This is a genomic window from Arthrobacter sp. NPDC057009 (genome assembly GCF_042673905.1).
Taxonomy (GTDB): Bacteria; Actinomycetota; Actinomycetes; order Actinomycetales; family Micrococcaceae; genus Arthrobacter.
On sequence record NZ_JBHUSB010000015.1, the window covers coordinates 56,402 to 83,048 of the forward strand.

The 26,647-nt window shown below is 62.4% G+C and carries 19 protein-coding genes; 17 read left to right on the plus strand and 2 right to left on the minus strand.

Features of this window, described 5'->3' with window-relative positions:
* Positions 1-234: 234 nt before the first annotated feature.
* Entirely contained in the window at positions 235-552 is a 318-nt protein-coding gene (locus ACFTR6_RS15720) for a PAAR domain-containing protein (RefSeq protein WP_377958557.1), read from the minus strand.
* A complete protein-coding gene (locus tag ACFTR6_RS15725) occupies positions 552-1,892 on the minus strand; it encodes a hypothetical protein (RefSeq protein ID WP_377958558.1) in 1,341 nt (446 codons plus the stop codon). Before ACFTR6_RS15725 ends, ACFTR6_RS15720 begins: the two co-directional genes overlap by 1 nt.
* Before the next feature lie 248 nt (positions 1,893-2,140).
* On the opposite strand from ACFTR6_RS15725, the gene ACFTR6_RS15730 reads away from it, so the two are divergent.
* The 17 genes from ACFTR6_RS15730 (at position 2,141) to ACFTR6_RS15810 (ending at position 26,227) form a co-directional block, all read left to right on the plus strand.
* Entirely contained in the window at positions 2,141-2,764 is a 624-nt protein-coding gene (locus ACFTR6_RS15730) for a LuxR C-terminal-related transcriptional regulator (RefSeq protein WP_377958559.1), read from the plus strand.
* 472 nt (positions 2,765-3,236) lie between these two features.
* Entirely contained in the window at positions 3,237-7,625 is a 4,389-nt protein-coding gene (locus tag ACFTR6_RS15735; RefSeq protein WP_377958560.1) for a hypothetical protein, read from the plus strand.
* A 3-nt stretch (positions 7,626-7,628) separates the two neighbouring features.
* Positions 7,629-8,285: a DUF4255 domain-containing protein gene (locus ACFTR6_RS15740; protein WP_377958561.1), complete on the plus strand. Its 657-nt coding sequence runs from the start codon at positions 7,629-7,631 to the stop codon at positions 8,283-8,285.
* A 19-nt stretch (positions 8,286-8,304) separates the two neighbouring features.
* A complete protein-coding gene (locus ACFTR6_RS15745; RefSeq protein WP_377958562.1) occupies positions 8,305-10,392 on the plus strand; it encodes an ATP-binding protein in 2,088 nt (695 codons plus the stop codon).
* 113 nt (positions 10,393-10,505) lie between these two features.
* On the plus strand, positions 10,506-11,312 hold the full coding sequence (locus tag ACFTR6_RS15750) for a DUF4157 domain-containing protein (RefSeq protein ID WP_377958563.1): 807 nt from the start codon (positions 10,506-10,508) through the stop codon (positions 11,310-11,312).
* Positions 11,313-11,420: 108 nt separating this feature from the next.
* Positions 11,421-14,663: a deaminase domain-containing protein gene (locus ACFTR6_RS15755; protein ID WP_377958564.1), complete on the plus strand. Its 3,243-nt coding sequence runs from the start codon at positions 11,421-11,423 to the stop codon at positions 14,661-14,663.
* 129 nt (positions 14,664-14,792) lie between these two features.
* On the plus strand, positions 14,793-16,346 hold the full coding sequence (locus ACFTR6_RS15760; RefSeq protein ID WP_377958565.1) for a phage tail sheath family protein: 1,554 nt from the start codon (positions 14,793-14,795) through the stop codon (positions 16,344-16,346).
* Positions 16,347-16,369: 23 nt separating this feature from the next.
* Positions 16,370-16,813, plus strand: a complete 444-nt coding sequence (locus ACFTR6_RS15765) for a phage tail protein (RefSeq protein WP_377958566.1) — start codon at positions 16,370-16,372, stop codon at positions 16,811-16,813.
* A gap of 176 nt (positions 16,814-16,989) precedes the next feature.
* Entirely contained in the window at positions 16,990-17,283 is a 294-nt protein-coding gene (locus ACFTR6_RS15770) for a hypothetical protein (protein ID WP_377958567.1), read from the plus strand.
* Positions 17,280-17,438 carry a DUF6760 family protein gene (locus tag ACFTR6_RS15775; RefSeq protein ID WP_377958568.1) on the plus strand — a complete coding sequence of 53 codons (159 nt, stop codon included), beginning with the start codon at positions 17,280-17,282 and terminating at the stop codon, positions 17,436-17,438. Before ACFTR6_RS15770 ends, ACFTR6_RS15775 begins: the two co-directional genes overlap by 4 nt.
* A gap of 2,463 nt (positions 17,439-19,901) precedes the next feature.
* Positions 19,902-20,132: a hypothetical protein gene (locus ACFTR6_RS15780; RefSeq protein WP_377958569.1), complete on the plus strand. Its 231-nt coding sequence runs from the start codon at positions 19,902-19,904 to the stop codon at positions 20,130-20,132.
* Positions 20,133-20,138: 6 nt separating this feature from the next.
* Positions 20,139-20,579: a phage tail protein gene (locus ACFTR6_RS15785; RefSeq protein ID WP_377958570.1), complete on the plus strand. Its 441-nt coding sequence runs from the start codon at positions 20,139-20,141 to the stop codon at positions 20,577-20,579.
* A 9-nt stretch (positions 20,580-20,588) separates the two neighbouring features.
* Positions 20,589-21,440 carry a peptidase M23 gene (locus ACFTR6_RS15790; RefSeq protein WP_377958571.1) on the plus strand — a complete coding sequence of 284 codons (852 nt, stop codon included), beginning with the start codon at positions 20,589-20,591 and terminating at the stop codon, positions 21,438-21,440.
* Positions 21,430-23,250 carry a VgrG-related protein gene (locus ACFTR6_RS15795; RefSeq protein ID WP_377958572.1) on the plus strand — a complete coding sequence of 607 codons (1,821 nt, stop codon included), beginning with the start codon at positions 21,430-21,432 and terminating at the stop codon, positions 23,248-23,250. Before ACFTR6_RS15790 ends, ACFTR6_RS15795 begins: the two co-directional genes overlap by 11 nt.
* A 43-nt stretch (positions 23,251-23,293) precedes the next feature.
* Complete coding sequence (locus ACFTR6_RS15800; protein WP_377958573.1) at positions 23,294-23,707, plus strand: GPW/gp25 family protein; 414 nt, start codon at positions 23,294-23,296, stop codon at positions 23,705-23,707.
* Positions 23,707-25,674, plus strand: coding sequence for a putative baseplate assembly protein (locus tag ACFTR6_RS15805; RefSeq protein WP_377958574.1), 1,968 nt, complete (start codon positions 23,707-23,709; stop codon positions 25,672-25,674). Before ACFTR6_RS15800 ends, ACFTR6_RS15805 begins: the two co-directional genes overlap by 1 nt.
* The gene (locus ACFTR6_RS15810; RefSeq protein WP_377958608.1) at positions 25,667-26,227 is read left to right on the plus strand and encodes a phage tail protein I; all 561 of its coding nucleotides are present in this window, start codon (positions 25,667-25,669) and stop codon (positions 26,225-26,227) included. The genes ACFTR6_RS15805 and ACFTR6_RS15810 overlap by 8 nt, the downstream gene beginning before the upstream one ends.
* Positions 26,228-26,647 lie beyond the last annotated feature (420 nt).

Sequence of the window (26,647 nt, forward strand, 5' to 3'; positions counted from 1 at the left end):
CGCCTCCGTCGTCGTCGGTTCCCGTGACTTATTTTGACCCTCCTCATCGGGAGCGCTCCTGACGGAGCGTCCTGACCCGAATGACCGGCTGCCAGCCGGAGCCAGTAGCTGGACCCTAGCTCCCTGCTTCATGCTTTCCCCTGCGCGCCGGATCTTCTCGAGCGCCATGCGCCTGAGGTACACCGCGTTTTGTTCCAATCAGCCTGCCATTTTGTTCCAATCAGCCTGCCCAGGTCAACCGCCGATAATGACGGTAGGGCATCCCGGACCAGGGGCTATCGGTGTCCCGTGGAGGGTTAGATCTCCCACCCGCGCAGCTGGAAAGCCTCCGATCATGACCGTAAGGCTTCCGGAGGCGATTCCATTTGGGGCGGGGGAGACACAGACAATTCCACCAGGGACGGAGTTTGCTACTGCCGCTGGCATGCCGCCTATGAGTACCGTAACTATCGCCACCGCCGGAGTTACTGGTCCACCGCCGTGCGGCTTAGGTCCGTCAAAGAGTGGACAAAGGGATGTATCTCCGACCCGAAGGGCGGGTCCGGTAGGCATCAGCTTCCCTTATTGGTGGGAGCGGGAGAGGAGGGGGTCACTATTGTTATCGTGCCACTGAGAAAGGCAGCCGACTTGCATTGGGAAAGTGCAGGCTGATCTGGAGGTGCCCCCACTCGGTTACAGGACATCGTTAGGTTCAAGCTCTGACCTGCCGTTACCCTGAGTGGAGTCAGAAAGTGGTAGTCCAAGTCCCGAAAATTCTCCAGTGCCATGTCCAGGAGCGGGACTCCATCGAGTTCCAACTTTATTCGTCCGAAGTCGCCCTGAGGGTTGTTCAAGACAATGTCAGTGAGGTTCAAGATTCCCTTAGGATTTTCGAACACGAAGGGTGTGGAACTCGATGCTTTTGCGGCTGCCTCGACTTCGAGGCGCTTGGCAATGGAACCGACTATTTCCGTTTCACTGGATCCGCCCGCTGCCTTCTCTGCCTTTGCTGCGGACGTTGCCGCACTCGTGGCTGCCTTCTGCGCCGACTGGGCCGCCACGCCCGCATCTGCGGCTCCTGCCGATGCCTCAGTCGCCTTTGAGGCCGCCTGCGAGGCGCTTTGATTGGCTTGCTCGACCGTGCCGCTTACAGCTCCCTTGGCGGCCGCTTCGACCGCCGGCTTGAATATCAGGTACCAAAGGGCAGCCATACCAAGAGCAAGCAGCATCAGTGCGAGGGCGGCTTTTGCGATCCATGATGGTAGCACCGGTTCCTGGAGGTGCGTGCCGTCCAGGACAAACGAGGACCCGTCTGCCGGGGTACCTTTGACCGCGAAGGTGTGGGTGGCAGACATCCCCCGCCAGATTTTCCTGACTGGACGCACTCGAACTCGGGCGAACCCTGCCGTTCCCGGTTCCACAGTCAGCATCTGTTCGGGTGGAATCATGTCGAGCATTTCACCGGGGTCGTCACCGGTGAGCGTCACCGTCAGCGGGGCGTTTCCTCGGTTGTCAATCGCCAATCGGTGCAGGGCGCCGAATCTACCCCTAGACATTCGGGGCATAAGTTCAGCCGTAGTCTCGTAAAACGGAAGGATAATTATTGCCCCTTCGTGTACGACGGCATCTTCCGGGTGTTCCGTGGGGAGGACCTGAACTCCATACGAGAACTCGCCCGCAGGAACAGTGGCGGAACGAGGAGGGCGGAATTCTACGGACGCCGTTGCATCTTGTCCGGGGTACAGCGACACCCGTCCCGGAACAACTTCAGACCAGGAAGCGCAGGGTCCGACGACGGCAAGTACGTATTCTTCAACGATTTCGCCGTCATTGCGGACGTGCAGCGGTACAGACGCTTCGCTGCCGGCCTCCAGGCTGAGGGCGGCCGTATCCAGCGTTGCAATGATGCTCATAGCTTCTCCTCCCAAACCGAGCAGCGTCTACGGACGACCGCACCCGTCGGTCCTCCGAGACTACGACCCAATTTCGGCACAGAAGCATGGCGGCCGAACGGTTTTAGGGGCACAGTTCCTGCCCGTTGAGCGGATGTTGACTGCACGAAGAGCACTCACCGCTATGGTCTTTGTTCTGGGCCGGACAAAGCGGTCACGGCAGGTCTACGGGCGCCAGCCGCCCCGGCCTGGCAGTCGAAGGAGGATCAATGGAACCAATAACCGTACGGGTCCACGCACGTGACCCAATATCCGAGGCCGGTGTCGCCAGCGAATTGCGGGCGCGTCCCGAGGTTCGAGTGGTGAAGGCCAATGACACAGAACAGGCGAGGGTCGTCGTGGTGGTCTCAGATGCGGTCGACGACGACACACTCACGTTGCTCCGCATTGTTCAGAGAACCGGCTTGGCCCGCGCCGTCTTGGTGGCGGGACACCTCGACGACGGGGATCTAGTCAAAGCGGTTGAAACGGGTGTTGTGGGATTGGTCCGTCGATGCGACGCGACACCGGACCGTTTGGTTTCAGTTATTCTGGCGGCTGCCTCCGGCGAAGGCAGCGTCCCTCCGGATTTGTTGGGGCGGCTTCTGGATCAGGTGGGGAAACTGCAGCGTCATGTGCTGGGACCGCGAGGAATCATGTTTACTGGGCTTGCGCCCCGTGAAGTCGAGGTTCTGCGCCTGCTGGCCGACGGGCTGGATACATCTGAAATAGCACGAAAACTCGCGTATTCGGAGCGGACGGTGAAGAACGTCGTCCACGATGTAACCACCCGCCTGCAGCTGCGGAACCGTTCGCACGCAGTCGCCTACGCTTTACGGGAGGGGCTGATCTAGGCCTCTGCCCCTTCGTGCACAATCACATTCCCGTAGGTGTGCCCGGTGGCTGATGCCGGACCCGCCAGAAGGCATCAGGCTGATCTTCAGGGCATAGAGGTGTGCCGAAGGGCGCGCCGCTGCTTTCCATGACCCAGGAGAGAGGCCAGTGCAACAACCAGGATGGGCAGTCGCGTCGCTAACGGCATGCGCCGTTGCCCTAGCGGGTCTTTGGGCGCCGCCGTCCGCGCCTGTCCCAATGGCATACTCTCGCGCTTGGGTGCCGGCGGCGGTCAGTGTCCCTGAGCCGGCCGCACCCAAGGTGGCTTTCACTGGAGGACGTGCCGAGATCCTCAAGGTTTCTGTTCCTCGGCGTTCTGCGCCCGAACCCTGGGAAAAGCAAGATTCCACGGCTTACAGGGGGGAACTCTCCACCGGTTCCAACGCGCAGCGGTCAGCGTATGTCAGCACCAAGGACAGTCCCCAAGGGGAGGTGTACCTAGAGAGAAATGACCCTGACGGCACGTTTCAGCAGCGCATCACGTGCGACAACAGCGCGGCGGAATTTCATCCGGTAGTTTCGCCGGATGGAACGGCGCTGGCGTACGCCTCTGATGCGAGAGGAAACCTTGACATCTGGTTGGTGCGTCTCGCGGAGGACCTGAAGGACTGTCCGCAGGCGCAACAACTGACTGTCTCGGATGCTGACGACGCTTGGCCCACTTGGGCGGCGGACTCGTCCTCGGTCATCTTTAGCAGCGGACGGAAGGACCCCCTGGGTGATCTCTTCCAGCTACCCGTACCCGAACCGGGCGGTGCTTCCGAGGCCAACCTTATCCAGCTCACTGCTGGTCCGGATGCGGACACGCAGCCGGCAGCATATCGGCAAGTGGATATAGATTCGGGGTCTGGACCAACCTGGGTTGCGTTTACCACCACAAGGTACAACAGGGGTGGGAGCCTGGCGGCCCTGCAGATCACTTCCGGTGCGGCCGCGATGCCAAAAGTGTTCCCTCTCTGGCCCACAGATACGGAAGCCGACTCTGGGCGAGCGCCGGGGTTTGGCAGTTCGGAGCCTGCATGGTCTCCTGCCGGCGACCGAATCGCTTTCACATCCCGGCGGGACGATCCTTCGGGCGACGTTCTGATTGCCCAGCTAGTCTTCGCTGACAATTCGTTTGAAATTGATCCGTCACGAATTGTGAGAGCGGCCGCGGATGCCGGTACTGCGGAGTCCCATGCGGCATGGCTTAGCTCGGACCCAGTGTCAACGTTCATTGCCTACACCGCTAGGACTCCAAAGGCAGACATCTCCGATGCCGCCGCGTTCGACGGTTCGGCACGGCGCGTCGTTGCTGCTGCCACGCTAGATAATGCCGGACCCGCATATTCGCCGGACGGGACGGCGCTCTTGTGGAGCCACGAGCTTGGCACAGGAACTGGCTGGGAACTCGTCCGCGGACGGGCGGATGGCTCCGACGCCAGTCCGCTTAACTACGAGCGCGGCGAAAGGGACGTCGACCGCGATCCGGTCTGGTCCCCGGACGGACGGCGGATCGCCTTTACACGCTATTCCTGGACTGGCGACGGCTACAGCGACCCGGCCACCTGGATCCTCGACCTTGGGGCAGAACGACCGGACGGTGCCCCGGCGCCTTCTCGCCAGGTAAGCAACAAAGCTCCCGCGGACGTCCGCTACTGGGAAGAGGATCCTAACTGGTCCCCGGACGGATCATTCCTTGCAGTAACCCGGACGTACGCTCCGAATCTCAAAGTCGAACTCGAAGCTCCAAAGTCGGCCCATGCCGGCGAAGAGATAGTGGTCGCGGCGACCATCACAAATGTTGGGCACGCCACAACTGATTCAGCCAACATCGTCCTCGAACTTCCGGAGGGTTTGGCTGTGACAGGGGCACGAGCACCATGCAGCAACGCGTCACGAGTTGTCACGTGTCCGGTCGGACCTCTTGCCCCAGGAGACAGTTCGGTCCAAAAGTGGACGTTGCGAAGTACCGTAGTCGGAAACAAGAAAATTGTCGTGCGACTAGGTTTGCCTGGCGACTCGGATCTTACAAACAACACGGCCGAAGCCGTTATCGAAATTGATGCGGGCGACCTCCAAATCAAGCTTGTTCCGGAGAAGACGGCCACGCAATTGGGGGAGTTGGCGCGTCTAACCGGCTCTGTGGCTAATCTCGGCCCGGGTCGCACAGCGGCTTCGGCTGTGACGTTTAGCCCATCGTCGGGACTTACAATCACAGACTGGACTGGCCAGTGCTCGCCTCATGGCGATGATATTACTTGTGTTTTTCCGGCACTCAATTCCCAGGACGTACCGCGGGAGTGGACCGTCACCGTAAGGGCTGATGCGCCCGGCAAGAAGACCGTCACTGGAAAAGTTCCAAGCGCAGCCGGCGAGACCGTCCTTGAAAACAACACAGCCGAGACCGTCATCGAAACTGATGCCGGCGACCTCCAGATCGAGCTTCGACCGGAGCAGGCGACCTTGTACCCGGGAGAGTCGGTGAGTTTGACGGGTTCTGTGAGTAATCTCGGCCCAGGTCGGACGGCGGCTTCCGCTGTTACGTTTAGCCCATCATCTGGACTCACCATCACCGACTGGACTGGGCAGTGCTCCCCTCGTGGCGCAGATATTACTTGTGCTTTTCCGGCACTCACTTCCCAAGACGCGCCGCGGGAATGGACCCTGACCGTACACGCTGATGTGGCGGGCAAGCAGACGGTCACCGGAAAGGTTCCAAGCGCAGCCGGTGAGGTCATCCTTCAAAACAATGCGGCCGAGATCGCCATCGTCATTGATGTGGGCGACCTCCAGATCGAGCTTCTTCCGGAGAAGACGAGCACGTACCGGGGAGAGTCAGTGAATCTGACCGGTTCCGTGAGTAATCGCGGCCCGGGGCGGACGGCGGCTTCCACTGTAATGTTCAGCCCATCTTCGGGACTCACAATCACTGACTGGACGGGGCAGTGCTCCCCGAGTGGCGCTGACATCACATGCACTTTTCCAGCACTCACGTCCCAGGATCCTCCCCGGGAGTGGACTCTCACCGTACGCGCTGATGCGTGGGGCATGCAGACTGTCGCGGGAAACGTTTCAACTACGCCTGGCGAGACAGTCCTTAAAAACAACAAGGCAGTCGTCACCGTGGATGTGCCGGAGCAAATCATTGAGGGACCCGGTCCATCGCAAAGTCAAGTGCCACCATCGACTCCTCCTTCGGAGCCCCCACCGATAATCAGCGTTCGTCCCGTATCCTCACCGGGCACCGCTCAGAATGCTCCAGTAGGGGCAATAAATGCTCAACCGACGGGTGCGTTGCCCGCGCGGATTGAACCGCTCACTGCTCGGCCGGAGTTGTGGGTGCTGAATGCCACCACGGGCGAGGCCAATCCGGTGAACGCACCGGAGCGGTGCACGGCCGCTTGTGCGATCATCGGCGCTCACCCTGCATGGTCGCCGGACGGCACCCGGATCGTCGTCACCGACCGCGGCATGCTGCAGGCCGTAGTCCTGAAGGACGACGACAAGGCAGGCGGTCCAGACGTTCCTCACGCCGCCGCGTCGATCACCGCCCTCACTGGATTCGATCCAGCAGGCAAGCCGACGGCCAACCGGGCAGCAGTTTCATCTGCTGTAGACCCTGCCTGGTCTCCGGACGGCAGTGAGATCTACTTCGCCGGCCAGCCCACCGGCCAGCCGGACCATCAGGGCATCTACGCCGTCGACCGGGATGGCAGGAAACTCCGAAAAGTTGTACAGGACCGCGGTCCGGAAACACAACCTGCAATTCAACCATGGGCAGATCTTGAGGTTCGGCTTGCTACGAATCCGGACAACATCTCCACGGGGAGCACTGCAACGCTCAAAGCGACGGCCGTTAATAAGGGCCCGTCTCCCGCGGCATCGGTGAAGATCCTGATGGAAACGCCCGATGGACTGACCGCGCTTAGCACGACCAAGGAAGGCTGCGACGTGACAACCAGGTCCGTGCAGTGCACGCTCGACGGAAGCCTTAGTAAGGGCGCCGAGACAAACATCGAAGTCCAGGTGAAAGGGGACGCTGAAGGGGAACACATATCGACCGCCACCGTCACCTCCGATACTCCGGAACCACTTACTTCCGACAACCAGGCCAAGACCAGTACGCGGGTGAGGGGAGTTGACACCCCGGAACCTAGTTCATCGGACATTGCCGTGGAACTCACTCTCGACCAAAGCGAAGGATGGAACGGCGGTAGGCCGGCAACAGGGAAAGCCAAAGTCACCAACAACGGCCCCGCAGCTGTAGCCGACATCAGCATCAAAGTGTCAACAACAGGTTCGCTGACCCTCCAGCCGGGCAACGAATGCCGTGACGGCGAGTGTTCGCTAGGGTCCCTGGACTCGGGAGGCAGCCGCGAGGTGGACCTGACGTTCAACATGCCGCCGAGTGAACCTACCGGTCGAGTGTCTGCCCGTCAGGAAGAGATCAGCGTCGAAGCCAGCACGTCCAGTGCGGACCCCAAACCGGACAACAACACAGCCCGCGCAGGATTCACTGTCCACCAACCTGGTGTCACCATCTATCCCGCCGTAGCGAAACCTGGCGACGTGGTCACCGTTATCGTTGAGGGCCTGCCTCCGGCTGCGGCAGCGCGACTTGCCTGGTCGAAGGGCATCCCACCGGACTCCACGAAAATCGAACACGACGGCACTGAGCTGCGCAGGGGCCTGCTGGTGGTTCGCCGGGACCAGCTGGGAACGCGAGAAATCATCGTCACTAGCGCTGACGCCGAGGCGCTCTTCGGCGAGATCCGCGGGCCAGTCCTCATAGTCGCCCGTCCTGTGGCTCCGATGCCTGACTTCATTGGACGAGGATGAGCTGTGATCGCCCAGATCGACGACGCTTTGCGGACTCTGGTCCGTACCGAAGCCTTGGATGGTTCCGAAGTGGACGTGGTCTTCGATGCACCCACCAAAGACTGGGCCAGCCGCCGCAACGCACCTACAGTGAACCTGTACCTCTACGACATCCGGGAAGACCTGCGGCGGAGGGAACGCGGGTTGTCCGAAGAACGAGGAGACGACGGGTATGTCCGAACACGCCGGCCTGCTCCCCGCCATTTCAAGCTCTCCTATCTCGTCACGGCATGGACTCAGCGACCCGAAGACGAACACCGGCTGCTGGACCAGCTGCTGCGGTGCTTTCTCAAGCATGAGGCGCTTCCGGACGAGCTGGTGGTCGGACCACTCGCGGAGACGGGACTCGTCGTACCAGTCACAGTGGGTCTTCCTCCCCCGGAGGACCGTGCGTTCGCCGACGTGTGGTCCGCCCTGGGAGGAGAACTGAAGCCCTCACTCGATATCGTGGTCATCGCTCCGGTCGCCACCGGCATCGTATACGAGGCCGCGGCGCCCGCCACCAACGGGACGCATATGGACATGTCCGACCTGGTCAGCGGAGGCGCCGATATCGGACGTCACCAGCACGTCCCACCGCCTGCAGCGGTGCGCGGACCCCGCCGCCGACCATCGAGGTGACGGCAGAGATGCTCGCCCTATGACCGAGAATCCCAGCCTCGCCCACCTGCTTGGCCGCGTGGGGGCAGTAGAGGAGCGAATCCGACTGCTGGTCGCGGCGCGACGCGCCGAAGACCCGCAGCCGGACGACCCTTTCCGAGGGCTCTACCTCAGCGATGCTGCCGTCGACCGTCTGCTCGGGGAGGAATACACCCAGCCTGATGGACGGTGGTCAGACGCGAACACCGGTTGGCACTCGCCGCGTTATGTTGAGAGCGAGCAGCTGGCGGACGCCGCCCAGGCCCAAGGATACCGTCTGCGGCTGAGGGAACTCGCCTCTACCTTTGACCTTGCCCCGCTCGACGTCGATCTGCTGCTAGTCGCGCTCGCGGCCGACCTTGACCCGCGCTTTGAGCAGCTCTTCGGGTACCTCAACGACGACGTTACCCGCCGCCGCCCGTCGGTCGCCGTTGCGCTGGCGCTCTGCGGGACCTCCTTGTCCGCCTCTTATGGCCGAGCAAGGCTGCTGACCGGACCGCTTATCACTGGCGGACTGCTGCTTGTCGAGGATCCAGACCGCCCGTTACCTGGACGGGCGCTGCGGGTGCCGGACCGCGTCGTTGGCCATGTTTTGGGCGATGATAGTCCGGAACTATCTCTCCAAGCTGTATTGGCCGAACCTCCAAAGGTCAGCTGGGGAGACGCTGTGCCGCTAACGCGCGCCCTCCGAGCCGGCGTCCGTTTTGCCTATCTCCGGGAACCACCTACGGGCTCAGGGCGTGTGCTGGCAGCTGGTGCCCTGGATGCAGCGGGGTACGAAACGGTGCTTCTGGACCTGACCCGGCTTACCGCCGAGCGTGAGCCGCTTCTGCTCGTGGAAGCTGCAGTGCGTGAAACGCGGCTTCGGGGCGCCGGGCTTATTGCGGGACCCCTAGCTGTGGTGGCGGACCAGGCGGCAGTGCTGGAGGCTCTGCATGCCGAGCCGCAGCCCGTGCTGCTTATTGGGGACGCTGCATGGGATCCGGCCTGGACCACGCGGCCGCCACTCCTGGTTGACGTTCCCGTCAGCACATCGGCGGAACGGTCATCACTGTGGCGCAATTCGCTCGGCCCGCTAAAGGGGCTGGATGTTGAGGCAGCAACTTCAGCGTTCCGGCTGCGCCCGGAGCAGGTTGCCCGGGCCGCAGGATCCGCACGGGTGCAGGCGGCCCTGACAGCCGAGGGTAGTGTCGTCGCGTCACACCTCCGAGCGGGGGCCAGAGCCGAAAATGGGTCCGCGCTTGACCGCCTGGCCCGGCGCGTCGATCCGGTGGTGGAGTGGGGGGACCTGGTCCTGCCTGACGCCGTGCTGCAGGCGCTAAAGGAGGTCGCGCTGCGGGCCAAACACCGCGAGCAGGTCCTCGGTGATTGGGCGATGCGGCCCGGCGCCGGCAGAGGACACGGCGTTGCTGCCCTGTTTGCCGGGGATTCCGGGACGGGAAAGACCATGTCTGCGGAAGTTGTGGCCGGCGGGCTGGGACTGGACTTGTACGTGGTGGACCTGGCTACCGTCGTCGACAAATATGTGGGGGAGACGGAAAAGAACCTGGAGCGGATCTTCACGGCAGCGTCCGGGGTGAACGGGGTGCTGCTCTTTGACGAAGCCGACGCCGTGTTCGGCCGCCGCTCCGAGGTCAAGGATGCCCATGACCGCTACGCAAACATTGAAAGCGCCTACCTGCTCCAACGGATGGAGACGTTCGACGGCCTGGCCATTCTAGCCACCAACCTGCGGGCCAATATCGACGAGGCATTTACCCGGCGGCTGGACGTCGTCGTCGACTTTCCGCTCCCGGACGCAGCGCACCGCTCGGTGCTGTGGGACCGCTGCCTTGGGCGGACACTGGACAGGGCCGCGGACATTGACCTCGCCTTCCTGGGGCAGGCGTTCGAACTGGCTGGAGGGGCCATCCGCTCGGCCGCCGTCACCGCCGCCTATCTCGCAGCGGACGACGGCGGGAAGGTCACCATGAAGCATTTGGTCACGGCCGTGCAGCGCGAGTACCGCAAGCTGGGACGACTGACACTCGAAAGCGAGTTCGGCCCGTACTGGGGGATGCTGGCGACGGCGCGGAGGTTTAGCGAGTAGCCGCCCTGCCCCTTTGGGCATTGTCGGTCGCCCACCTAGACGCCGTACGGCCCTTGCAGGCCGGCAGGGTGCGGCGCATCGTCGGTGTGTAGGTTTGAAGAAAGGGATGCATCATGCACAGCCACGACCACGACCAGTCTCACGACGACGGCCTGCGGACTAAGGCCATCCGAACCGAAACGGTGGACTCCGCGATGCTGGGTCGGGCAGCGGCAGCAGGCCGGATGGACGTGGTGGGATCGCACGGGATGCTCGCGCTGCAGCGCGCCATTGGAAACAGCGGCGCGCGACGCTTGGCGGCCGAACGGTCACCGGTGCTCGACGTAATTTCTTCGGGCGACGGTCAGCCGCTGGAGGAACCAGTGCGAGCGGACATGGAAGGCCGGCTTGGACACAGCTTCTCGGACGTACGCGTGCATACCGGCGAAGCGGCGCACAATTCGGCGACATCCGTGAACGCCCATGCCTACACCGTGGGCTCCAACATCGTTTTCCAACGGGACAAGTACGACCCCGGATCCGACGCCGGCCGGACAATGATTGCGCACGAACTGACGCACGTGGTGCAGCAGCGGACTGGACCGGTGGACGGAACGGCGACGGGAACCGGCGTGCGGGTGAGCGATCCGTCCGACAGATTCGAACGTGAAGCGGCAACTACTGCGGAACGGGCCATGTCCGAGCCGGCCGCACCCGCGACCGCCCAGCGCTTTGTGACTGGCGCCGCCATCGTACAGCGCGACGCTGCCGAAGAGACCGCACAGGGGACGTTCACAGACGGGGGCCCGGTCCAGCGCGTACTGCAGCAGGAAACAGCGCAGCGCGAAGAAGAAGAGCCGGAAAAGGACACGGCACAGGGTTTCTTCGTGGACGGACAGTCCATTCAGCGGGACGATGCCGATGAGGAGGACGCCGGCTAATTCCTGCTGGCGGGACCCATGCCGACGACCTTTCAGGGCAGTTCAGGGAAGGTTCCTGCACAACGCGCAGGGCCGGCAACCCCGCGCCAACGTCCGGGGTCAGCCGCCATGCTCCACGTGCTGCAGCGCAGCGCCGGCAACGCCGCCGTCGCTTCCTATGTCCAACGGCTGGCCGAAAGCCCCGGCCCGGTTCGCCCCGCCGGCTTGGCACCGGGCAACGATCCGCGCTTCCTTGCCGTCACCTCCAAGGCCGCTACCCAAGCCAAGGCGCTCCGGCGCCATCCGTCACCGCAGGCCGAAGTCGACAAGGTCAAGAACGCGGCCGTCCCGCCTGCGGGGGACAAGGAAGCCCAGGCGAAGGAAGCCCAGTCCGCAACGATGGCTGCGGCAAAACCCGCGGGTTTTGACAAGGCGGGATTCATTGCTGCGGTGAAGGCTGCCATCGCGGCACAGGCGCCGAAAACGCTAGAAGAAGCGGAGGACTTCGGAGGATCAGGGAAGTCAGAGGCGGTCAAGGGGCAGGTGGCCGGCAAGGTCACCGACGGCAAAGCTGCCTCCGCGAAAGACATTGCAGAAAAGACCGCCGCCACACCGGACCAATCGAAGGCTGTTGAGAAGCCGGTCACGCCGCTCGCGCCAGAAGCCCAACCCGCTGCGGCCGGATTAAACGCCGCCGTCGCCATGCCTGCCCCCGCCCCCGCTCAGCAGACCGACCTCAGTGGCGGCAAGCGCGATACCGACGCGGCCATGGCGGAGGCTGACGTTTCGGAACAGCAGTTGGCCACCTCCAATGAGCCCGAATTAGTCGGGGCGGTCGCGGCAAAAAAGGCCGGCGAGGAGCATTCGGCGTCGGCACCGGCCGCGTTTAGGACTACCGAGGCAGCACGGCTCGGCGCGGCCAAACAGGCCGCGCAGGGTGCCGGTGCCGATGGGCTCGGCGGCATGCTCGTCGCGAAGAAGGGCGCTCTGGGCAAATCCGCTGCCGCGAAGGGTTCAGCGAAGTCCAAGGACGAGGCGGAACGCGCGAAGGTGGCAGGCGAGGTCAAAGCCATCTTCGACGGGACCAAGAAAGAAGTCGATTCCATTCTGGGTGCCCTTGACGGAACCGTGTCCGCGCAGTTCACGGACGGCGAGAAGAAGGTGAGGGACGCGTTCACAGCGGACGTCAAGAAGCGGATGGCGGACTATAAGAACCGCCGCTACTCCGGGTTGGGCGGCGACCTGCTCTGGGCCAAGGACAAGATCTTCAACCTGCCCAAGGAGGCCGACCAGGAGTACGTCGCTGCCAGGCTGAAGTACGAGAAAGAGATGGCCGCATTGATCGGCCGCATTGCGGACACGATCGGCGACCAGCTGACCAAGGCCAAGGAGCGCATCGCCAAGGGCCGCTCCGACATCAAGGCCTACGTGGATTCCAAGCCGAAGAACCTGCAGAAGGTGGCACAGACAGCCGCCTCGCAGTTTGCCAGCCAGTTCGACCAACTGGAGACCGATGTCGACTCCAAGAAGGACGCGCTGGTGAACGACCTCGCAGCCAAGTACGTCGAATCCCGAACAGCCGTGGACGCGCAAATCACGGCGATGCAGGAAGAAAACAAGGGCTACTGGGACAAGGCGAAGAATGCCGTAGGCGGAGCGATCAAGACCATCATTCAGCTTAAGGACATGTTGATGAGTGTCTTGGCCCGCACGGCAAATGCCGTCGCGAAGATCATCAAAGATCCGATCGGGTTCCTGGGCAACTTCGTCAACGCGGTTAAGGGCGGCATCGTCCAGTTCGGACAGAACATCGCCGAGCACCTGAAGAAAGGCCTGCAGGGCTGGCTCCTGGGCGCCTTGGCCGAAGGTGGCATTGAGCTGCCAGCGAGGTTCGACCTCAAAGGCATCGTCCAGCTGCTGATGTCGATCTTTGGCTTGACCGTGGCACACATTAAGGCGCGGATTGCGGCGAAAATCGGAGCTCCGGCCCTCGAAAAAGTGATGCAGGGCCTCACGGTGATCAAGGTTCTGGTCGAGGAGGGTGTCGGCGGCCTCTGGAAGTGGGTGAAGGAGAAGGTCGGCGACGTCAAAGAAATGATCATGAGCCAGATCCAGCAGATGGTCTCGGTAGAGATCATCAAAGCCGGGATTGTGTGGTTGATCTCGATGCTGAACCCGGCATCGGCCTTCATTAAGGCCTGCAAGATGATTTACGACGTCGTGATGTTCTTCGTGGAGAAGGCCGAGCAGATCAAGGCATTTGTTGATTCCGTCCTCGATTCCGTGGAGTCGATTGCCGCTGGCGGAGTCGGTGCCGTCGCCGGCTATATAGAAAAGACGCTGGCCAAGATGTTGCCGGTGCTCATCGGATTCTTGGCTTCGCTTCTGGGGCTGGGCGGTATTTCCGGCAAGATCAAGAAGCTGCTGGAGACATTGCAAAAACCCATCAATGCCGTCGTGGACTGGGTGGTCACCAAGGCGATCAAGTACGGCAAGAAGTTCTTGGGCTTCGCCAAGAAGGTCGGCGGGAAGGTCAGGGCCAAGGGCAAGGAATTGCTGGGCAAAGCGAAGAAGAAGCTCGGGGTGAAGCAGACGACGCCCGAGCAGATCGAGAAAGCCAAGAAGGACCGCCTCCTGAAGGGCGTCTCCGCGGCCGTGGCGGCGGCGAATCGATTCGCTGGCAAGCCTGTGTCCGGCAAACTCCTAATACCGATCTTGGCGGCGATTAAGATCCGTTATCGGATGTCGACTCTTGAACTTATTCCTCACGGCAAACACTGGTCCGTCCACGGCGTGGTGAATCCCGATCTTACTGAGGAGACGCTTGCCGAGATGGAGGCCGCGATGGGGGAGTTGAAGGCTGCACTAAAACCCTGGACAAAAGGATCCGCAACTGCTCGGGGAAAGGTTATGATCAGTGGCTATCCCGGTCGCACCACCATTGAAATGAAGAGTGGGCGGCGGGGGCCAGCGCCACGATCCGACATTACCGGCCCCGCCGGACACGAGCGGCACGTTCTCAGACCTTTCGAAGTGGCGAAGGATGGAACAGACCCGGATCCCCGACGTATCCCCAAGTTCGGGTCGCTTGAAGAGAAGGAAGAGTGGCTAAGGGCCAATCGGGTCACGGACTGGCCTGAAGGGAAAATCGCTCCCGGCCACGGTGATCGTGTGCACGATGCGGAGAATAAGATTCTTGAGGAGATCGCCGAAACCCTCCGGAAAATGCTGGCCGACGGGAAAACGGTTAAGGGATCCATCTACATCTTGGCCAACAAGGAGATATGTCCAAGCTGTGAGGAATCCCTCCATCGCTTCTCGGGCGAATTCCGCGGCAAGGTACAAGTGGTGGCCAGCGCCCTTGGCGATTAGCCCCACAGGCCTCTCACACTGCCCCAACGTGCACCTCGCCCTTCCCGTGAACGCATCCGCAAAGCCGTACCGCATCAACCCTCCCGGTAGGAACCTTGAACCACGTTTTGGGTTCAACGAGGAGACAAGATGCCAACCTATCGATCGCCAGGTGTGTACGTAAACGAGGTCGAGGCAGGCACTCGTCCGATCGAGGGAGTGGGCACAGCCGTCGCTGCGTTCGTTGGCCTCGCCGCAAAGGGACCCGATAACCAGCCCACCCTGGTGTCCAACTGGACTCAGTTCTCGGAGACCTTCGGAGACTTCATCCCTGGCTCATATCTTGCGCACGCCGTTTACGGCTACTTCCTGAACGGCGGGGGCAATTGCTACGTGGTTCGTATCGGAGCTGATGGGGCCAGCGAGGAAAAGCCAAAGCAACAGTCGAGGGTGACCGGGCCGCCGACCGCCGAACTCGGCGGGTACCGCGTGACGGCCAAATCCAACGCTGCCAACCCCAGGCCGGTGACCGTGGAAATCGCCGATCCCAGCGGTGAGAATCCCCCGGAGGACCAGTTCAAGATTGTCGTCACGGCTGAGAGTAAACCGCCGGAGATTTGGGACAACGTCACCACCAAGCGCGGTTCCAACAATGCAGCCACCAAAGTCAGCGCTGAGTCAAAGATCGTTAATCTCGAAGAAGTCGCCACTGGCGGGGCCCTCGTGAAGCCTGACAAGGGCATCGTGCAGTTGGTCGCTCCCGAACCTGAGCCCGAACCGCCCAGCACCGAAGAACTGAACGTGGATGACTACGTCGGGGACGCAGCGGACCGTACCGGGTTCAGCGGGCTGGAAGCCGTTGACGATGTGACTATGGTCGCCGTCCCAGACCTGATGTCCGCTTACGAACAGGGCTCTATAGATCTGGAAACCGTCAAAGCTGTCCAGCTCGCCACGATCGCCCATTGCGAACTGATGGGCGACCGCATCGCCATCATCGATCCGCCACCGAACCTGAACGCGCAGCAGATCAAAAACTGGCGTGTGGACGGTGGCGGCTTCGACTCCAAATTCGCTGCCCTGTATTGGCCGTGGGTGAAGACATTTGACCCGTCCACAGGCACCGGCAGGTTCATCCCGCCGTCGGGCCATATGGCAGGAGTCTGGGCTCGGAACGACGACACCCGTGGCGTTCACAAGGCCCCCGCCAACGAGGTAATCCGCGGCGTCACCAGCCTGCAGGCCCAGATCACCAAGACCGAACAGGAACTGCTCAATCCAATCGGCGTCAACTGCCTCCGCACATTTCCTGGCCGCGGGATCCGGGTCTGGGGCGCACGGACCCTCTCCAGCGACGCCGAATGGCGCTACCTGAACGTCCGCCGACTCTTCAACTACCTCGAAGAGTCAATCCTTCAGGGGACCCAGTGGGCTGTCTTCGAACCGAACGACCCTGCGCTGTGGGCCCGGATCCGCCGCACCATCAGCGCCTTCCTGACAAACGAATGGCGCAAAGGAGCGCTCTTTGGGTTGACGCCCGAGCAGGCGTTCTTTGTACAGTGCGACTCCGAAACAAACCCGGCGGAGAGCATCGACGCCGGTCAAGTGGTCTGCAAAATAGGGGTTGCTCCCGTGAAACCGGCTGAATTCGTCATCTTCCAGCTGTCCCAGTACTCCGGCGGCACCAGCCTCGTGAGTGAGTAATTCCAGTTCAAAGGAGCAAAACCATGGCACTCGGCGATTTCGACAACTCAGCGGCGAATGGATTCACGGTCACTATTGATGGCATCGAAGTGCCGAGAGTGATTGAGGTGAGCGGTCTCAAGAGCGAGGTCGACAAGATCGAACTGAAGCAGCAGACGAAGGATGGCAAGTACGTCGTCCGGCAACTCATCGGCCGGCCGAAAGCGGGGGAGCTGACGGTCACGAGAGGACTGACCGATAGCAAGACCGTGACCGACTGGCTAAAGACCGTGATGGAAGGTGACGTCGCCGGGGCACGCAAGACGGCTGCAGTCGCGCTGCTCGACTACAAAGGGGAGACGCTCAAGACCTACAACTTCGTCAATTGCTGGGTGAAGAGCGTAGAACTGAATTCCCTGAAGGCCGGCGCTACGGAGCAAGCCACAGAAAAATTTGTCATCTGCTATGACGAATCAACCGTCTCGTGATGCAGCGGACACACAGCGCTGCCGTGTTCGCTGACCCGGACGTGGTTGACGGGCAGGCGGATCGGCCGAATGACAGGGGCGGGGCAACGGACCGCCAGGAGTTGCGAACTGAGTTCAGATTTGTCCTGCCCCGGGGGTACATGGACCAAGACGGTACTGTCCACAGGGATGGTGTAATGCGGCTGGCGACGGCCCGGGACGAATTGCTGCCTCTGTACGACGCCCGCGTTCAGGAGAACTCTGCCTACACCACCGTGGTTCTTCTGGGCAGGGTCATCACGGCACTTGGCACTCTAGGGGCCGTCACGTCCGCGGTGGTGGAAAACATGTTCGCTTCCGATGTCGCCTTCCTGCAGGACTTCTACCGACGAATCAACGCCGAGGGCCACACCAGGATCGCTGTCACGTGCCCAGAATGCTCGCACCGGTTCACTGCTGACCTTGCCGGTGGCCGCCTGGGGGAATCATGACGTACGCGCCGGACCGGATTTATGAGGAGGTGTCGTACGTGGCGTATCACTTTCACTGGCCGCTCAACGACATCCTGGATCTCGAACATGGCCAGCGGCTCCGCTATGTCCAGGAAATCGCAGGAATTAATACCCGTCTGTCCCAGGAGCGGTGAAGCATGCGGTGGCCCTGGCAACGCGAGCGGACCCAACCCGGGGCTGAAGAGATCCATAGTGGGCGTGCGGGACAGCCAGCCGTAATGTCCCAGGTTCCGCCCGAAGGCTGGGCGTTCCTGCCGCCGCTCCAACGCACCACCGGCAACATCCAGCTGACCGCGGATCCCGAACACTTCACCGGCACCCTCGCCGCCTGGTGCGACCCGTCTTTCACTGGTCCCATGGCACATCTTGTCAGTGCAGACGCGCCCCCAGGGGTTATCGACGTCGACGGCGGCGGTCCTGTTCCTGGAAACGAAGGCTATTCGCCGTCCTCGATAGAGATGACGCTGTTGCCGCCTCCAGCACCTCACCTCCGCACCAAGCCGGACAGGCGGGGAAGCGTGTCATCACTTCAGCGCACGGCGCCCGACGGCGGAATTCCGGCCGGCGCCTCCCTGCTGGCTGCTGAACCCGAGGCTTTCCCGACGCTCCAGGTGGATACCATTCCGCTCCACGAACCCGGATTGCTACCGGAACCCGAGATATCAGTTCCGCCGGAATCGGCCCCGAAGTCAGCAACATCCGCGTCGCCGCTCTCCGAGACCCTCTCCGAAGACTCCCGGACGCGAATGCCATCACAGGCAAGGGCCCTGGGTCGCACCGATGGCAGCACATCCGATGGGCATGCCACGTATGTTCCGCTGCCGTCGGCACCCGCTATGCAGCGGACATCGTCCGGCACGGCCGGGACTTCGCCGCAGTCTCCGCTGGTACCGCATCCGTCAAAGCTCGGACTCGGCATGCCCCTCTCCTTTTCCGAGCCCGACGAGCCGGCGGGACCGGGGGCGGGCGCTTCCGACGGACTGTCGGGCCTGCCTGTGCAGCGCTCGACAACTGACCTGTTCGGGTACGCTGAACCCTCCGTCCATTCTTCCGTCCAGGAGCCCAATCCTCGGACTAATGAGACCATTGACGAGACAGCCCCCGCGCCCGAACCACAGCCTTCGATGCCTCCTGACGGGACGGCAGCAACCCTTTTCTCGACTGCCGTTCCTCACGAATCTGCTGCCAATGAAGATCTTGAGGCCAGACCTGAGGCGCGCCTCACGGACGCTAGTCCAGCCAGCCCGCCGCAGATGCCCGTCGCCTCGCGGTTGGCACTTGCTGTCAGTGGAGAGGCAACCGGCAAGGCAACCGACGGCGGCACGGATGTCGACGACGCCCGTACGGGGGGCGCGATTAGCGCCGTTATCTCTGCCGAGCCCGCCGGAATTGGCTTAGCAGCAGACAGGAACGGTGTAGCAGCGATTGAAGCAGAATCCGTTTACCCGGCTGCGGAATCCGACCTCGGTCCGCCGCTCGTCGATTTCCGGCGCGGCTCGGCCGTGGCTGGAGATAGGCCTGCCCAACGTGATGTCGATAGTGCGAGCGCCTATGTCCAACGCGAAGCCGAACCACGCCAGAATGGCCAACGGCACAGCCGCCAAAGCGACGGGCCGAGCGTTGGGTCGATTTCGTCGTCGAATCAGCCTGTCTTCCCGGTCCAGCGAGCCAGCCAGTCAGGGCAGTCAACGCAACCAGCGCAGCCATCGGGTGAACCGCGGGCTCGGATGATTCCGACAGCAGCCACTCCTGTTGTCCTCCGCGTTGTCCGGACATCTTCTCCTGGCACCATGCCGGAAACGTGGCAGCGGCTGACAGCCATGCCCGCCACAGTGCAACAGGAGCGAGGGAAGCTGGTGCACGATTCAGCGCCGACCCCGAGCCCAGGCGGACGGCCTTACGAGATCGCTCCCAACGGCAGGCCGCCCGGGCCGACTGGGCCCATGTCTAGCGACGCTGCTGAATCAGCCAAGACGCCTCTCGGAGTACCTTGGGAATCCGGATTCGTCACTGATATCGGTTTCGATCGTGCCCCCGGAAGTGGCTTCGACATCGCCTCAGTCTCCGCATCGGAGGCAGATCCTGCCACCGATATTTGGCCTGGGGCACCACGGGAGCCGGACGCCGCCGTCGGAAGATCCATTCAGCGAACACTCGCTAAAGAGAGGGAGGAAATTGCTGGCCAGGGGCAAAGGCTCCCATTTGGTACTGGGCTGCTGGCCAAATCGCGCCCAGTCATGAACGGTACCGGGACGCAATCAGGTGGGAGAGGACCGGACACGCTGCAACGATCGGCTGTATCGTCGGCCACGCTCCTTCTTCCACCCGAAGCCCATGCTAAGGGCGCTCCTGTCCGAGCAGGAGGCCTTGCCAACACAACCGCTGCAGAACTCTCCGCCTATACGCCTACCTACAAGAGTTGGTCGCCGCCCCGTGCTTTAGGCCTCGCTGTACAACCGACCCCCCGTGCTGCGGCCAGCGACGGCCTTCAGCGAGATGCTGCTATCTCCGCATTTGAAGCCAGAGGAGATGTCCCGACCGCGAGCCTCGAGGCCCCCGCGGGTTCGGCGACCGCGACGTCGGACACTTCAAACACCGTGGCTAACGTCCAGACCTACGCGGAAACCGCTCCGGCGGAAACCGCCCAGCAGGCATCCACGACGAGGGGAAACGGTACCGCCCGGAGCCCAGGCGCGGCTGCCCCGTCAACCACTCCCGAACAGCTGGAAGAGCTCGCCAAGCAGCTGACGGGGCCACTGATCCGCCGTATCAAGGCCGAGATGCTGCTGGACCGCGAGCGCCGCGGCCTGCGCACTGACATGAACTGAGGAACCATGCTGCTGGAGGATGTCGATACGGCGGTCAGCGTCCGGTACACGCTGGCGTTGGACCGCGTTGACCTGGGAACGTTCAGTACCTGCGAAGGCCTTGGCTGCGAAGTGGTCATTGAATCCAGAGAGGAAGGCGGGAACAACGCCTTTATCTGGCAACTACCCACGCGGCTAAAGTACCCGAACATCACCCTGACCAGACCGCTGGGGAAGGACACGGAGAAGATCGCCAAATGGTTTGCCGGCATCGCCACGGGATACACCCGATGCACAGGCACCATCGAGGTAATGACCTCGAACGGCAGGAAGATCGCGGGATGGGAACTCTACGACGTGGTCCCGGTCCGTTGGAAAGGACCTTCATTGAACCCGGATCAGCCCAAAGTCATCATGGAGTCGCTGGAGATCGCCCACCATGGATTCGTCTCGAAGATGGGCCAGTAGGAGCGGACGATGACCACTCAGGCATTCACCACCCGGGCGGAGGCCGAGCAGGACAATAATGCCGCTGCTGCCGCCGCCGTCGCTGCCGGCCGTTCCCCCCATCGCGGCGGCGAAGAAGCACTGAAGCTCTCGCACGCGTACTTGATCCTCTCCGAACCCTCTCTCGACGGCTCACTGGACAAACCTGGCCCACAGTTCGGGCTAATTCATTTCCAGTTCAATCCCAAAGAGCTAAGCCTGGGAAAGGCAGCTTCTTGGGTACGCCAGACAGCAAAGGCCAACCAAAAGGCTGGAGCGCCGCAATACCTGGGCGCCATGCCTTCCAAAATCACAGTCGAGATGTTCTTCGACGCCTCCGGAAAACAAGATGACTCCGTGGTGAAGCGCGTCCAGCAGCTGTTCGACTGCTGCGCACCCACGCCGGCTTCAGTGCAGGCGGGGAAAGGCTCCCCGCCATGGGTAATGTTCAGATGGGGTAAGCACACCGAATTCCATGCCTACGTGGCCAGCGTCCAGGCCAAGTACACACTGTTTACAGCCGCGGGAATACCCGTGCGCGCAACATGTACCGTCACACTTGAGGAAATAGCCGGTGATCCACCGAAACAAAACCCGACCTCGGGCGGTCTGGTGCCCCGCCGCATGCACGTCCTGGTCGACGGGGACACCCTCGCAGGAATCGCCTACAAAGAATACGGAAATACTGCCCTGTGGCGGGCCGTGGCGGCCATCAACGGGATTGATGATCCCATGCGACTGCGGCCAGGCACCTCCGTATTACTCCCCGCGGTCAGCGAACTTCCAACAGCGGCACTACCTGACCCGGTCGGGCACGAGGAGGCCGCTAGCCGTGGCCTATAACGAAGAGTTCAGCAACATGCTCCTGGTGGAAGTGGCAGGGAAGCCACTTCCACCGGACATCGCCGCGCGTCTGGTGTCCGGCTATGTTGACGACAGTAGCAACGTTCCCGACCTCTTTGTGCTCCGCTTCAACGACGAGTACTCAACCGTTCTGAACAAGGCCGGGATCAGCATCGGCATCCCCGTCAACCTGCTCGTTCAACAGAGCGGACCGGGAGGCCCGGTCCCGTTACTATCCGGGGAAATCACGGCGCTCGAGACGGAAATGGACCACGACGGCCTCTACACGATCGTCCGTGGACTGGACCATTCCCACCGACTGTTCCGCGGCCGCAGGGTGGAGGCATACCTGCAGAGCACCGCAGCCGACATAGTCCGCAAGGTCGCGCAGCGGGCCGGCATCAAGGCAGGCATCATCGACGGAAAAGGCCCTGTCTTGCAGCACGTTGCACAAGATGGAATTAGCGACTGGGAATTCCTCCATCGGCTAGCTGCTGAAACTGGCGTCGTGCTTTCCGTCTCCGAAGGCGCGCTGCACTTTACGGCCTCCACAGACTCGGCCACAGCCCCGGCAGATGGCCGCGGAGCTAAGAACGAGCCCTTGATCCTACAGCGCGGAGTCAACTTGGTGGCCCTGCGAGGAACGGTCACCTCGGCGGACCAGGTCCCCGACGTGGAAGTCAGGGGATGGGACGTCGCGGCCAAGCGGGCCATTGTCGCCGTGGCCCCGGCAAAAACCCGCAGCGCCGAGCTCAAGGACGCGAACCCGGCAGACCTCGCCAAGACGTTCCGGAGCCCACGATACGTCGCGCCGGCCACCGCCTACGACCAAGCCGCACAGTGCGACGCCACAGCAGCCGCCCTGGCATCCCGTCTAAGCGGGGCGTTTGCCGAACTCGACGGCGTTGCCCGGGGAAACCCAAAGCTGCGAGCGGGTGCGGCTGTGTCCCTGAAAGGCGCCGGGAAGCCGTTTGACGGCAAGTACACGCTGAGCTCCACACGCCACGATTTCAGTCCCGACAGCGGCTACCTCACTACCTTTGCGGTAAGCCACGAATCCGAACGTTCCCTCTACGGAGTCGCAGCGGGGGCGAGCAACAGGACGGCTGTGCCCGGCGTCGTCAACGCCGTGGTGACCGCGGCAAAGGACCCGGAGAACCAGGGCAGGGTCAAGGTAAAGTTTCCGGTCCTATCCGACAACTACGAGAGCTGGTGGGCGCGAACCGTCCAGGCAGGGGCCGGCGCCTCCCGTGGCGCCGTCGTCCTCCCTGAAGTCGGGGACGAAGTGCTTGTTGCCTTCGGGCACGGCAGTTTCCAGCAACCGTTCGTCCTAGGCGGCCTGTACAACGGCAAAGACAAGCCGGACAAAGCATGGGCGGAACATGTAGGAGCCACTGACGGGGCCGTCCAACGCCGAGCGTTTGTCTCCCGTACGGGAATGGTGGTGGAGTTCCTGGAGTCTCCCGAAGGCGAGCAGATAACTGTCAGCACCCATGGCGGAAAACAAAAAATTTCTCTCGTTCAGAAACCGGATTCGGCGATTGAGGTGCTTTCCGAAGGGCCGGTCAACGTTACGGCGAAGAAGGACGTCTCAGTCGTGACGTCCACGGGCGAGGTGCTTATCAGGGGCAGGAAGGTGACCGTCGAAGCCTCGACCGGCTTGGAGTTGAGAGGGGCCACCGTAACGGTTGCAGGCAGCGCATCAGCTGAATTCAAAGCACCAAATGTGAAAGTGGCAGCAGACGCGACAGCCGAGTTGACCGGTGGCGCCACGACAACGGTCAAAGGCGGCGTAGTGCGTATCAACTGACTCCCCGAACCGAGGGCCTCTGACTGACGAAAGGACGGAAAGAGTGGGACAGGAATTCATTGGCGCCGGCTGGGGGTTCCCGCTGCGCACAGATAGTACAGGCGGCATCGCCTTGGTTCATGATCAGCGCGAGATCGAAGAAAGCATCCATCTCATCTTGGCAACGTCGCCCGGGGAGCGGCCTATGCGTCCGGAATTTGGATGCGCCATCCACGACTATGTCTTTGCGCCCGCCGATGCCGCAACAGCCGGAGACATCGCCTATGTGGTCCGAGTCGCACTTAACCGCTGGGAGTCCCGAATCGAGCTCGAAAAGGTGCAGGTGCACTTTGACGGGGCAAATGACGGGGTGCTGTTGATCGACATTCACTACACCATCAGGGGCACGAACGACCCACGAAACCTTGTATTCCCGTTCTACGTCATTCCGCGCAACGGCGAAGAGCGTGAGTACTGATGCTGCCCCTGCCCAATCTTGATGACCGCCGCTTCCAAGACCTTGTGGACGATGCGAAGCGTCTAGTGGCGAACTACTGCCCCGAATGGACGGACCACAACGTTTCCGACCCGGGCGTGACGCTTATCGAATCCTTCGCCTTCATGGTTGATCAGCTGCTTTATCGGCTCAACCGCGTGCCCGACCGCCTATACGTCGCGTTCCTGGACCTACTCGGAGTTACCCTCCACCCGCCAACGGCAGCCACCGTCGAGCTTTTGATGCGGCTCTCGGCTCCCCAGCCCGATGCCGTCGTTATTCCGCCGGGAACAGAAGCTTCAACCCGGCGCACCGAGGAGGAGGAGGCCATAGTTTTTAGCACCACGCGGGAGCTGACGATTCCACCGCGCCGCCTGGCCCATGTCATGGCGCAAGCCGACGGCGGGGCTCCGGTGCCACACGCGGAGGCAATGCACGGAGACGGCGAATTCGCCTGTTTCAGCACTCCTCCAGTGCCCGGCGACGTTCTGCTGCTCGGGCTCAACGATCAGGCGCCATCTTGCGCCGTGGCCCTGCGGTTTGAGTGCGAGGTCAGGGGCGTTGGGGTCAATCCACGGAACCCGCCGCTGCTGTGGGAAGCATGGGATGGTGCCGCATGGGTTTCCTGCGAATTGGACGGCGACGGAACCGGCGGCCTCAACCGGTCCGGTGATGTCATCATTCATCTGCCGCACAAGCACCGTGCCTCCGTTGTGGGTGGATCAAGGGCAGGGTGGCTTAGATGCCGCGTTGTGGAGCCGACCCCCGGCTTCCCCTCCTACAGCGCCTCTCCCACAGTGAGGTCTGCAGGCGCATTCACGATCGGCGGGTCGGTGCCCGCCGTCCATGCTGAGACGATGACCGACGAGGTCATCGGCATCTCGGAGGGCATCCCGGGAGAGAGCTTTGAGCTGGGCCGTCGCCCGGTGGTTCCTGGCACGGACGACTTCTTTGTTGAGGTTGCCTCCGGCTCCGGCTGGGATTCCTGGAGGGAAGTGGATTCGTTTGCCGGATGTGGCCCGGATGATCATGTAGTTGCACTTGACCGCACTGCCGGTACAGTGCATTTCCCTCCCGCTGTCCGGGAACCTGACGGGTCCCTTCGCTACTACGGGGCCGTGCCCCCGGCCGGAAGCCCGGTCAGGGTCCCGCACTACAGGACGGGAGGCGGCCCGAAAGGGAACGTCGCAGCGCGGGCCGTGTCTGTACTAAGGTCCACCATCCCATTTGTCAACAGCGTCGAGAACCGCCGGGCGGCCCACGGCGGTGTCGCTCAGGAAACAATTGAACAGGCCAAGGTCCGTGGCCCGCTGGCACTGCGTACACGTGATCGGGCGATCACGGCTGAGGACTACGAGCAACTAGCGAAGCGGGCCGCCCCAGATATCGCCCGGGTCCGATGCATCCCTGCAACGGCCGACGAAGAAGCCGGCGGTGTGAGGGTGCTAGTGGTTCCCGCCGCCGTTCCGGACAAGGAGGAGCGCCTCGCCTTCGAAGACCTGGTACCAGACGATCAGACGCTTTCGGAGGTCGCGTCCTATCTCGACGCGCGGCGGCCCGTCGGGGCCCGGGTTCTCGTGGAACCGCCTTTCTACCGTGGAATCACCGTTGTAGCCAGGCTCACGGCCCGTCCCCGGGTCTCACGGGAGGTCCTGCAGCGGGATGCTCTCCGGGCCCTTTATCGATATTTCGACCCAATCCGTGGCGGTCCCGACGGCGAAGGCTGGCCGTTTGGTCGTCCGGTCCATGCCGGGGAAGTCCACGCGGTTCTTCAGGGCATGTCCGGAACTGAGATTGTGGACGAAGTGCTGGTGTTCGCCGCGAATCCCATCACCAGCCGGCGGGGCGAGCCGTTGCAGCGGGTCGAACTCGAGCGGAACGCCTTGGTGTTTTCCGTCGACCACCAAGTACGTGTTTCGGAAGGAGCCGTCGATGCGCGGAATGGTTGAGGGCCTGCCAAGCGCGGTGCCACTGGCGCCGCGGCTCCCCGCAGTCCTCCAGGAAGACCAATTCCTACAGCGGTTCCTGATGGCATTCGACGACGCACTGGCTCCGGTATTCACAACACTGGACGGGCTGGCCTCATACATAGACCCGCGGCTTGCTCCCGAGGATTTCTTGGATTGGCTGGCCGATTGGGTAGGAGTGAGACTGGACGAGACGTGGTCAGCAGTGCAACGGCGCGATGTGGTTGCCAACGCGGCAATGATCCACCGCCGCCGCGGAACCGTCCCCGGGGTGGCAGACGCTGTCCGGCTTGCCGTCGGAGGGGTCCTGGATGTGCGGATCGAGGATAGCGGTGGCGCGTCCTGGTCGTCGACTCCGGGTGCGGATTTTCCGGGCAGCGGAGCTCCGTTTCTACATATTCAGGTGTTTGCAGCTTCGCGGGAGGACGTAAGCGTTCCACGGTTGGAACATGTCATCAACGCCGCGAAGCCGGCCCACGTCCCCCACACGCTGGAGATACTGCCCAGAGTCACCCTATTGCCTGACAATTCCTGAGGAGCCCCAAGGTGCTGATCTGCGGAGATTGCAGTACCCCGAACAACGACGGTGAAAGCTTCTGCAGCAACTGCGGAGCCTATCTCGTGTGGCAGAGGGAGCGTGGCGACACGGGGAACAAGGGACCTGCAGACATCGCCAAGTCACGAACGGATCCCGGGTCGGTCAAGGAAACCGTTCTCATGCCCAAGCTCCCGCCACCGCCGGACCACGCGCCCCGCCATCCGCACGACTCGGGGGACAAATCCGGGCCAGTGTTACGCACGTCGTCGGGCACGCGGACTTCGACCGGCACTCAAGAACCGTTCCCTACGATCATCACGGCGCAGAAACGGACCGATTCTGTAACCGCAGGTAGTAATCCGCCAGAGGAGGCGGACGCCGGGCTGGGCGAAGTAAAACCTGGCCGCCCGGCCGACC